Origin of the sequence: Arthrobacter sp. Cr_A7, assembly GCF_029222765.1 — a bacterium.
In the GTDB taxonomy this organism is placed as follows: Bacteria; Actinomycetota; Actinomycetes; order Actinomycetales; family Micrococcaceae; genus Arthrobacter.
The window spans coordinates 16928-27562 of record NZ_JARHXQ010000175.1; the positions used below are offsets into that span (position 1 = coordinate 16928).

The 10635-nt window shown below is 65.9% G+C and carries 8 protein-coding genes; 5 read left to right on the plus strand and 3 right to left on the minus strand.

The features are described 5' to 3' along the window. Window positions 1-52 precede the first annotated feature (52 nt). The 3 genes from P2Q66_RS10690 to P2Q66_RS10700 form a co-directional block, all read right to left on the minus strand. Entirely contained in the window at window positions 53-1735 is a 1683-nt protein-coding gene (locus P2Q66_RS10690; protein ID WP_275727920.1) for a DUF885 domain-containing protein, read from the minus strand. A 70-nt stretch (window positions 1736-1805) separates the two neighbouring features. Beyond that, entirely contained in the window at window positions 1806-2036 is a 231-nt protein-coding gene (locus P2Q66_RS10695; protein WP_275727922.1) for an acyl-CoA carboxylase subunit epsilon, read from the minus strand. A 14-nt stretch (window positions 2037-2050) separates the two neighbouring features. Next, on the minus strand, window positions 2051-3634 hold the full coding sequence (locus tag P2Q66_RS10700; RefSeq protein ID WP_079595614.1) for an acyl-CoA carboxylase subunit beta: 1584 nt from the start codon (window positions 3632-3634) through the stop codon (window positions 2051-2053). A 226-nt stretch (window positions 3635-3860) separates the two neighbouring features. On the opposite strand from P2Q66_RS10700, the gene P2Q66_RS10705 reads away from it, so the two are divergent. The 5 genes from P2Q66_RS10705 to P2Q66_RS10725 all read left to right on the plus strand — a co-directional run. Next, a complete protein-coding gene (locus P2Q66_RS10705) occupies window positions 3861-4748 on the plus strand; it encodes an NAD(P)-dependent oxidoreductase (RefSeq protein ID WP_275727923.1) in 888 nt (295 codons plus the stop codon). A gap of 81 nt (window positions 4749-4829) precedes the next feature. After that, window positions 4830-5738 (plus strand): biotin--[acetyl-CoA-carboxylase] ligase, encoded by a 909-nt coding sequence (locus P2Q66_RS10710; protein ID WP_275727924.1) that lies wholly within the window; start codon window positions 4830-4832, stop codon window positions 5736-5738. After that, entirely contained in the window at window positions 5731-6330 is a 600-nt protein-coding gene (locus P2Q66_RS10715; RefSeq protein ID WP_275727925.1) for a PH domain-containing protein, read from the plus strand. The genes P2Q66_RS10710 and P2Q66_RS10715 overlap by 8 nt, the downstream gene beginning before the upstream one ends. Then, a complete protein-coding gene (locus P2Q66_RS10720; protein ID WP_275727926.1) occupies window positions 6320-7444 on the plus strand; it encodes an adenylate/guanylate cyclase domain-containing protein in 1125 nt (374 codons plus the stop codon). Before P2Q66_RS10715 ends, P2Q66_RS10720 begins: the two co-directional genes overlap by 11 nt. Window positions 7445-7558: 114 nt before the next feature. Further along, window positions 7559-10635: Ig-like domain-containing protein (locus tag P2Q66_RS10725; RefSeq protein ID WP_275727927.1), on the plus strand; the 3077-nt coding region annotated here is incomplete at its 3' end.

A 10635-nucleotide genomic window follows, 5' to 3' on the forward strand; every position in this document is an offset into this window, starting at 1 on the left:
CCTCGCAAGCTCGGCCAGGGAACCCTGCCGGCGTGGGCCCAACCTGTGCAACTTAGAGCAGGGCGCGCCTCAGGGTATCGAGCCCAACAGAGCCGATGTTCAGTGCCTTGGTGTGGAACTCCTTGAGGTCGAAGCCGGGCCGGGCTTCGAGTTCGGCGCGGATCTGTTCCCACAGGCGCTGCCCTACTTTGTAGGAGGGTGCTTGGCCGGGCCAGCCAAGGTAACGGGTGAACTCGAAGTTGAGCTGCCCTTCGCTGATAGGGAGGTTTTCTTTCAGGAACCCGTAGCCCTTGTCCGGGGTCCAGGTTCCGGAACCCCAGCGTGCCGGAACCGTGAGTTCCAGGTGGACGCCGATATCGAACACCACGCGTGCTGCCCGCATCCGCTGCATGTCCAGCATGCCCATGTGGTCTCCGGGGTCGTTCAGGTAGCCCAGTTCCTGCATCAGTTTCTCGGCGTAGAGTGCCCAGCCTTCGCCGTGGCCGGAGGTCCAGCACACGTTCCGCCGCCACTTGTTGAGCAGTTCCCGACGGTAGGTGGCGGTGGCTACCTGGAGGTGGTGGCCCGGGACGCCCTCGTGGTAGACGGTGGTGGTTTCGGCCCAGGTGGTGAAGGTGTCCTCGCCTGCGGGAACGGACCACCACATGCGGCCCGGCCGGCTGAAGTCATCCGACGGTCCCGTGTAATAGATGCCGCCCTCGTCGGTGGGGGCGATCAGGCATTCCAGCTTCTTCATGACGTCCGGGATGTCGAAATGAACGCCGGCGAGTTCGGACACAGCTTTGTCGGAAAGTTCCTGCATCCATTCCCGCAGCGCCCCGGTCCCCTTCAGCTGCCGGGCCGGATCGTTGTTGAGGATGTCCTTTGCCTCGGCGATGCTGGCGCCGGCTTTGATCGTGGAGGCCACCTTCTCCTGTTCGGCGATGAGGCGGTCCAGTTCTTCCACGCCCCAGGCGTAGGTCTCCTCCAGGTCCACCGTGGCACCGAGGAAGGCGCGGGAGGCGAGGGCGTAGCGGGCGCGTCCGACGGCGTCCTTTTCGGGGGCGGCGGGGAGGAGTTCTGTCCGGAGGAATTCAGCAAGGTCGGTGTAGGCGCGGCGGGCGGCGACAGTTCCGGCGTCGAGTTTTTGCCGGACGCCTCGAGACAACGGACCCTCCGGGGTGGCGGCTCCGGCGGCCAGCTTCGCGAAAAAGCCGTCTCCGGCTGCGTACTTCGTGGCCTGCTCGATGACGATGTTGACCTGGCGCGCGGCTGCCACCCGGCCGGAGTCACGGGCCTGCCGGAGGGACTCGATGTAGCCGTCCACGGCACCGGGGACGTTGTGCGCCCTGCCTGCGATGTGTGCCCAGTCCTGTTCGGTGGCCGTGGGCATGAGGTCGAAGATCGCCCGGATGTCCTGGGCGGGGGAGGCGATGTTGTTCAGGTCGGCATATTCCCAGCCGGAGGCATGGATCAGCAGCTGCAGCCCCAGCCGTTCCTGCATCGCGTCCAACGTGACGGCGTCCACGTCGTCCTCGGGCGCCAGGCCCTCAAGGTCGGTGAGTGCCTTCCTGGCTGCCTCGGCGAACTCTGCGATGCCTGCCGGCGAGAAATCCTGGTACTCGGTTTCGTGTCCCGGCACGCCCAGGGTGGTGGCGAATGACGGGTTCAGCCGGATGAGGGTATCGGTGTACTCGTCAGCGACGGCGTCAATGCGGGTCTTCGGGCGGGCGGCAGGAGCGGTGTCGGTAGTCACCTCCCGAGACTAGCCGCGCTCTGCAGGTTCCGAAAGGAGGCGCGGGCCTACGTCTCGGAGGCGGTGGGGATCAGCCCCGGCTGCGCTTCCAGGCGCCGGGGCCGGGTGTGGGAGCGAGCCGCAGCTGCTGCCGGCGCACCCAGTGGCGGACCGTCGGGGTGCTGGCCGGGGCAGGTTCCGAGCCGCCCAGGGACAGTACGACGGTGGTCAGGGCCGCCAGTTCATCGGCGCTCGGCTGTCCTTTGACAACAGAGAGCAGCGGAGCGGCAGGCGGTTCAGGGGTTTCGACAGGCTCAACCACCGGGTTCTCCCTATTCACAGCGGGATGTTTCCGTGCTTCTTGGTGGGGAGGCTGGCCCGCTTGTCGCGGAGTGCGCGCAGCCCCTTGATGATCTGGATCCTCGTGTCCGAGGGTGCGATGACGGCGTCAACGTAGCCCAGCTCGGCCGCCTGGTAGGGGTTGAGGAGTTCCTCTTCGTACTGGCGGATAACCTCGGCGCGCCGGGCCTCGACGTCACCCCCCGCTTCCGCCACGGCCGCGAGGTCCCGGCGGTACAGGATATTGACGGCGCCCTGGGCGCCCATGACGCCGATCTGTGCCGTTGGCCAGGCCAAGTTCAGGTCGGCACCAAGCTTCTTGGAACCCATCACGATGTAGGCGCCGCCGTAGGCCTTGCGGGTGATCACCGTCAGCTTGGGAACGGTGGCCTCGGCATAGGCGTAGAGGAGTTTCGCTCCGCGGCGGATGATGCCCTGGAACTCCTGGTCCTTGCCGGGCAGGAAGCCCGGGACGTCCACCAGGGTGATGATGGGGATGTTGAAGGCGTCGCAGTGGCGGACAAAACGGGCAGCCTTCTCCGAGGCCGCGATGTCCAGCGTGCCGGCGAACTGCAACGGCTGGTTTGCCACGATGCCCACCGTGTGGCCTTCCACCCGGCCGTAGCCGATCATGACGTTGGGCGCGTACAGCGCCTGCATCTCCAGGAAGTGCCCGTCATCCACGATCTGCTCAACAACGCTGCGCATGTCGTAGGGCTGGTTGGCGGAATCGGGGACCAGCGTGTCCAGGGCGAGGTCGTCGTCGTCGATCTCCAGCTCCTGCTGGTGCTCCTGCACGGGGGCTTCGGAGAGATTGTTGGAGGGCAGGAAGTCCAGCAGCTCGCGCACGAATTCGATGGCGTCCGCTTCGTCCTGTGCAAGGTAGGTGGATGTGCCGGTGGTGGCATTGTGCTGGCGCGCTCCGCCCAGGGTCTCCATGTCCACGTCCTCGCCTGTGACGGTCTTGATCACGTCGGGGCCGGTAATGAACATGTGCGAGGTCTTGTCCACCATCACCACGTAGTCGGTGAGTGCGGGGGAGTAGGCCGCGCCGCCCGCGGAAGGCCCCATGATCAGGGAAATCTGGGGGACCACGCCGGAAGCGTGGACGTTGTTGCGGAAGATGTCCGCGAACATTGCCAGCGATGCCACGCCTTCCTGGATGCGGGCGCCGCCGCCGTCCAGGATTCCCACCACCGGGCAGCCGTTGCGCAATGCGAATTCCTGGACCTTGACGATCTTTTCCCCGTTGACCTGGCTGAGGGAGCCGCCGTAGACCGAAAAGTCCTGGCTGTAGACAGCCACCAGCCGGCCGTCCACCGTTCCGTAGCCGGATACCAGGCCGTCACCGAGGGGCTTCTTTTTGTCCATGCCGAACGCGGTGGAGCGGTGTACCGCGAGGGCGTCGAATTCCACAAACGAGTCTTCATCCAGCAGGAGGCCAATGCGTTCGCGTGCGGTGTTCTTGCCGCGCGCGTGCTGCTTTTCGATCGCTTCGGGGCCGGAGGGCTGCTCAGCACGGGCCTGGCGGTCACGGAAATCGGCAATCTTTCCCGCGGTCGTGGTCAGATCGTGGCTCATCAAGTGTCTCCGGCTCTGTTGCAGATTGGTTCTGTGGCGCTCTGGTTGCTGGCGGGCTGAGTCATGCCGGAGCTTAAGTAGCTTCCACACAAAGGACGAACCCTGTTGGCAAGTCTAGTGACGGTTTGGGCGCCCGCAGCTGTAGGGAACCTACAATTTTCTGCCGTGCCGCCACCCGCACCCGCTATGTTACTCATCAGTAACATACTTGGGTTACAGTGATTGCATGACTTCAAGCAATGACGCTTTGCACGCCCCCGGGAGCCCGTACCGGGCCGCAGGTTCGCTGCACGGGAAGACCATCCTTATCTCCGGTGGAAGCCGCGGCATCGGACTGGCCATTGCCCGGCGCGCCGCCCGGGACGGCGCAAACATCGTCCTGATGGCCAAGACGGGGGAGCCGCACCCCAAACTGGCCGGAACTGTCCATACGGCTGCCCGGGAACTTGTGGATGCCGGCGGCCAGGCCCTGCCCCTGGTGGGTGACGTGCGCCGGGACGAGGACGTGGCCAGCGCTGTGGCAGCCGCGGTGGAACACTTTGGCGGCATCGACGCCGTCATCAACAATGCGTCCGCCATTGACCTGTCCCGGACCGACGACGTGGACATGAAAAAGTACGACCTCATGCAGGACATCAACGTGCGCGGCACGTTCCTGCTGTCCAAGCTTGCGCTGCCCGCGCTCCGCGCCTCCGGGCGGGGGCACATCCTCACCCTCTCACCGCCCTTGAACCTCGACCCCTACTGGGCCGGCAAGCACCTTGCCTACACCATGGCCAAGTACGGCATGAGCCTGACCACCCTTGGACTCGCCGAGGAACTGAAGGCGGACGGGATCAGCGTCAACTCGCTGTGGCCGTGCACCCTGATCGACACGGCGGCCATCCGCAATATGCCCCATGGCGAGGTAATGGTCCAGGCGGCCCGCGGGCCGCAGATCATGGCCGATGCCGCCCACGCCATCCTCACCGGCAGCAACCTTGTGCCCGGCGGGGCAGCGACCGGGAATTTCTACACGGATGAGCAGGTCCTGGCGGCAGCAGGAGTGACGGATTTCCGTCCTTACAGCCTGGGCGCGCCCGAGGACGGGCTGGTTCCGGACATCTTCCTGTAGGGCGGCGGGCGGCACGCCGCGCGGGGCAATCGGGGGCAGGTCAACTCCGCCGGGGAAGGATTAGCTCGCTAGGATTTAGGCATGGATGACGCACGCACCCCCGGCAACCCTCTGGACCGAGGGGACCTGGACGACCAGCGTTTCCTGGCCTCGGCAGGCATTTCCCGGCTCGAGGTGGTGGATTCCACCGGATCCACCAACGCGGACCTCCTCCGCGCCGTCACGGTGGAGCCGCAGGCCTGGCCGGACCTGTCGGTCCTTACCGCCGAGTACCAGACGGCCGCGCGCGGCCGCCTGGACAGGCACTGGGAAGCGCCGCCGCTTAGCTCGGTTTCCGTCTCGGTGGTCCTGCGGCCCGTGAATGCCGAAGGCAGGCCGCTGCCCACCCAGAGCTACTCCTGGCTTTCACTGATTGCTGCCCTGGCGCTGCGCGAAACCCTCCTGGAGACCGCCGGCCTTCCGGCTGAACTCAAATGGCCCAATGACGTCCTGGTGCGCGGCAGGAAGATCGCCGGCATCCTGGCGCAGCTTGGCCCCATGGTGGACGGCACCGTGCCCCCGGTCATCCTGGGCACCGGCCTGAACGTCACGCTGCGCGAAGGCGAACTGCCGGTCCCCACCGCCACCTCGGTGGTGCTGGAGGGTGCGCGCACCGCAGACCGCACCCTGCTGCTGAAAAGCTACCTTTCACGCTTCGCTGTGCTCTACCGCAGCTTCTGCAACGCCGACGGCGATCCGGCGGCGGGAATGGCCGGCGGACCCTCCCTGCACAAACGGGTGGAAGCGGTCATGGTGACACTCGGCAAGCAGGTCCGCGCCCAGCTTCCCGGCGACCACGAAATCATCGGCCACGCCTCCAGGCTTGACGAGTACGGGTCGCTGCTGGTGATGGACCGGGACTCCCGGGAGCACGTGGTGACCGCCGGGGACGTTGTGCACCTGCGCCCCTGGACGTCCCCCGACGACCCCGGCCAAGGCGGTTATGCGTAAAGACCTCGTTCCGGGCGAACAGGTGATTGTCACCACACGCCCGCAGCCGAGGAAGCTGGCAGGAGCCGCGCTCGCCTTCATCGTGTCGCCCGCGCTGGCGGCGTACGCTTCGGCCTGGATCATCCGGGGAGAGGCGCGCCGCCATGTACCTTTCCTCACAGCACAATGGACGCCGTGGCTGGTGGCTGCCTGCATTGCCGCGGCTGCCTGGGTCTGGCTCGGCTTCTGCCTGCCCAAGCTGCTGCGCTGGCACGGCACGCGGTACACCCTCACCAGCCAAAGGATGGTGGCCAGATACGGCAGGTTGAAACGGCGGGACCAGCAGGTCAACCTGGCTTCGGTGCGCAACCTGACCGTCCACGAGTCGGTACTGCAACGCCTCCTGCGCTCCGGGAATATATCCTTGGAAACCGGGCACCAGGGCGTGGTGACATTCCAGGACGTGCCCGAGGTTGCCACATTCCGGGATTTCATCCTCGATGCCATCGAGGAATTGCCGGAGGAACGTGATGCCCAGCCGGGCGGCACAACGCACTACCCCGCCGAAGCTTTGCCGTGGGAAATGAGAGAAGGTGGACGGGATGAACGATGAGGACCAGCAGGAACGCGTCGAATCCATCGCGCCCGCACCCGCGGCGGACCCCCACCCTGCCACCGGCACCATGTCCGCGGAGCGGCTGGCGATGAAGGCGCTGGAAAGCCGGCTGCTCGGCGGGGAACGCAAGCTCCGCCGTCGTGAGGTGGCCGCCGGCGCCGGGCTGTCGCTCCTGTCCGCACGCAAGCTGTGGCGTGCCCTGGGCTTCCCCAACTTTGGCGATGAGGATGTCGCCTTTACCGAACGCGACCAGGCGGCCCTTTCCACCGTGGTGGACCTGGTCCGGTCCGGCAAGCTCACGGAGGAAGCAGCGATCTCCGTCACGCGCTCCATCGGCCAGATGACGGACCGCATGGTGGTCTGGCAGATCGAGGCCCTCGTGGAGGACATGGTCCACGAGCAGGGCGTCACGGACGCCGTGGCGCGCAAGCGCCTGGTCAACGAACTGCCCGCCCTGGTTGATGCCCTCGAAGAGGTTCTTGTCTACTCCTGGCGGCGGCAACTCAACGCCGGAGTCCAGCGGCTCGCCGTCCGTGCCGAGGCCGGCCTGCAGGCCAGCGAAGAGGGCCGTGAAGGCGACGAGGATGACGCGCCGCTGCCGCTGGCCCGCGCGGTGGGCTTCGCCGACCTGGTGTCCTACACCAGCCTGTCCCGCCGCATGAACGAAAAGACGCTGGCGCGCCTGGTCCAGCGCTTCGAAAACAAGTGCGCCGAAATCATCTCCGTCGGCGGCGGCCGCCTGGTCAAGACGGTCGGCGACGAAGTCCTTTATATTGCCGAAACTCCGGCTGCCGGCGCCGAGATCTCACTCGCCCTTGCCCAGGCTTTCACGGAGGATGAAATCCTGCCGGAAGCCCGGGTGGCAATGGTGTGGGGCAGGATCCTGTCCCGCCTGGGGGACATCTACGGTCCCACTGTGAACCTCGCGGCCCGGCTTACCACCCTTGCAGATCCCGGAACGGTGTTGGTGGACTCAATGACTGCCTCCGCCCTTGAGCAGGATGAGCGCTTCGTTCTGGTGCCCCAGCCGCCGGAAAACGTCCGCGGCTTCGGCGAAATCCGGCCTGTCAAGCTCGCCCGCGGCCTGGGCAAGGGGCTCGTCCTGGATTAGGGCCGCGTTTCCACACAGTTTATCCATTTGTTGGTCTTACGGGCTATATTAGGTGTGCCCGTCCGCCGCACGGCCGGAAGCCGGCGCCGGAAAATACTTGGGGGAAGCTTTTCCATGAAACTTCGCGGACATAGTCGCGCGCAAAACGCCGCGCCAGCCGCACCGTTCCGCACCTCATTCCTGCGGTCCCGGCTCCTTACCTCAGCAATTTTCGGGCTCGCGCTCACTGTCCTGGTGGTTGGCGCCATCGTCTATCCGGGGTTTAAGACCACTGAGGTGGAGTTGAACGACGGCGGTGTGTGGGTGGTCTCCAAGTCCAAGAATGCGGTGGGCCGGCTGAATTACCCGTCGCGTGTGCTCGATGGTGCGGTGACGCCGGCGTCCACGACGTTCGACATTTTGCAGGACGCGGGGGAGGTGTTTGTTGATGATGAGTCTGGTTCGACGTTGAATCAGGTGTCGCCGGCGAATATGCGCCTGGGTGGGGATAAGCAGTTGCCGGGGGCTGCTGATGTGAGTTTCGGCTCCGAGGTGATCTCGGTGACGGATGCGGCTTCGGGCAAGGTGTGGGCGGTGTCGCCGTCCACGGTGAATGGTTTTGATGAGGAGGCTACCGAGCCGGTGCTGGTGGGCTCCGAGGGCACCGTTTCGGCTGTGGGGGAGGATGACCGGATTTACTCGGCGGATCCGGAGTCGGGTGTGGTGACTGTGACCGGTGTTGATGCCAATGGTGAGGTCACGTCCTCGGAGTCTGAGACGTGGGGCGAGTTGAAGGGCGCGGGCGACCTGCAGATCACGGTGGTGGGGGACCAGCCGGTGGTTCTTGATGCGGCTGCGGGGGAGTTGTTCCTGCCGGGCGGGAAGCGGTTGCAGCTGGAGAACGCCCGCGAGGCGAAGCTGCAGCAGGGCGGTCCCGCCAGCGACTTTGTGGCAATTTCGACGCAGAAGGCGCTGCTGAAGCAGCCGCTGGATGGCGGCACGGCCAAAACGGTGACGTTCGACGGCGAGGGTGTCCCGGCTGCGCCGGTGCAGTTGGGCGGGTGTGTGCATGCTGCGTGGTCGGGGGCGAACAAGTACGTCCGGGACTGTGTGGATGATGCTGCTGACAAGAACGTGGACGTGCCCAAGGCCAGTGCGTCGCCGTCGTATGTTTTCCGGGTGAACCGGGATCTGGTGGTCCTGAATGATGTGAACTCGGGCAACGTGTGGCTGGTCAACCAGAACATGCAGCTCGTGAACAACTGGGACGACGTCATTCCACCCAAAGAAACGTCGGACGACGCGGACAAGGACTCCGCCGACGAAGTCCAGCAGACCGTCCTGCCCGACCGCACCAAACCCAACAGCCCGCCCTCGGCAAAACCGGATGCCTTTGGTGTCCGGGCCGGCAAGACCACCATCCTGCCCGTGCTGGACAATGATACGGATCCGGACGGCGACATCCTCACCCTGCGCCCGCCCGCCGAGGTTAAGTCCGGAACCCTTTCCACCATCTACGGCGACACCGGCTTCCAGGTCGCGGTGCCCGCGGACAAGACCGGAACAGACTCCTTCCAGTACACAGTGGACGACGGGCGCGGACTGTCAGGAACTGCCGACGTGGCACTGCGCATTGTTCCTGCCGGCGAAAATTCAGCGCCGCAGCAGAAACCAAACCGCGAAACCACCCTGGTGCTCCAGCAGGGCAAGGCGCTCACCCAGAATATCCTCCCCAACTGGATTGACCCCGACGGCGACGACCTCTTCGCGGAATCCGTGACCAGCCCGGACCCGCTGGACCAGGTCCGGATTAGGCCCGACGGGCAGCTCACCTTCCAGGACTCGGGAACAGCCCCCGGCCGCAAAGTCCTTACCGTCCGCATCTCCGACGGAAAAGCCACGGCCGAGGGACGGATTGCCGTTGACGTCCGCGCGCCGGGCGCACTGCCGCCCCTGGCCAACGCCGACCACGTCATCGCCGTGGCCGGCGCCGACACCGTGATCGCCCCGCTCAAGAACGACGTTGATCCGCAGGGCGGATCCCTGCGCCTGGCGCAGGCTACAACGGATGAGCAGTCAACAGCCACCATCGGGGCCGACCAGCAGACCTTCACCTTCAACTCCGAGGTGCTGGGGGCACACTACGTCTCCTACCTGGTGACCAACGGGCCGGCGAGCGCCCAGCAGCTGGTCCGCGTCGACGTCGTTCCAGGCAACGATGAGGGCGCACCGGTGGCGGTGCGCGACATCGCCCTGCTTCCCACCGGCGGCAGCGTGCTTGTGGATGTGCTGGGGAACGACTCCGACCCGTCGGGCGGCGTGCTGGTAGTCCAGTCCGTTACCGCGGACTCCGGACTGCCGGTCAGCGTCTCCGTCCTGGACCATTCGGTGGTCCGCGTGACGGATATCCGCGCCGAAGGCCAGCTGACCATGAAGTACACCATTTCCAATGGCCGCGCGTCCGCAGTGGGCGAGATCGCCGTGCTGCTGGTCCCGGCCCCCGCCAAACTCCAGCCGCCGCAGGCCAAGCCGGACGAGGCCACCGTACGTGCCGGGGACGTGGTGACCATCCCGGTCCTGGGCAATGACACTGACCCCAACGGCGGGAAACTGACACTGGTTCCCGAACTTGCCCAGGAGCCCGATGCCGCGGACGGGCGGATGTTCGTATCCGGGGACACGCTGCGGTTCATTGCCGGCGAGACCCCCAAAACCGTCTACGCCATCTACAAGGTGCGGAATGACACCGGCCAGGTGGACTCCCAGCAGGTCACCATCCGGATCCAGGCCCGCGACGACGAACGCAACTCCCGCCCCGAGCCGCGGAACCTGACGGCCCGGGTTGTCTCCGGGATGACCGTGAAGATCCCGGCACCGCTGGACGGGATAGACGCGAACGGCGACTCCGTTCAGCTGATCGGCATCGACAAGGCCGCCGCGATGGGTACGGCCACCGTCAAGGACGGCTACCTCGAATTCACCGCCGCCGGCGACGCCGCAGGCACCGATACCTTCACCTACCGGGTCCGCGACCGCATCGGAGCCGAAAACACGGGAACCGTGATTGTGGGCATCGCCCCGCCGGAAGCCAACAACCAGAACCCCATCGCCGTGGAAGACTCCATCGATGTCCGGCCCGGGCGCAAAGTTGCGGTGGACGCGCTGGCCAACGACTCCGACCCCGACGGCGACCCCATCGCCCTGCTCGCCGG

Bases quoted from the DNA above. Each gene is read 5' to 3' on its own strand.
- P2Q66_RS10710 (WP_275727924.1), top strand. From the start codon at position 4,830: ATGGATGACGCACGCACCCCCGGCAACCCTCTGGACCGAGGGGACCTG.
- P2Q66_RS10715 (WP_275727925.1), top strand. From the start codon at position 5,731: ATGCGTAAAGACCTCGTTCCGGGCGAACAGGTGATTGTCACCACACGC.
- P2Q66_RS10720 (WP_275727926.1), top strand. From the start codon at position 6,320: ATGAACGATGAGGACCAGCAGGAACGCGTCGAATCCATCGCGCCCGCA.
- P2Q66_RS10700 (WP_079595614.1), bottom strand. From the start codon at position 3,634: ATGAGCCACGATCTGACCACGACCGCGGGAAAGATTGCCGATTTCCGT.
- P2Q66_RS10705 (WP_275727923.1), top strand. From the start codon at position 3,861: ATGACTTCAAGCAATGACGCTTTGCACGCCCCCGGGAGCCCGTACCGG.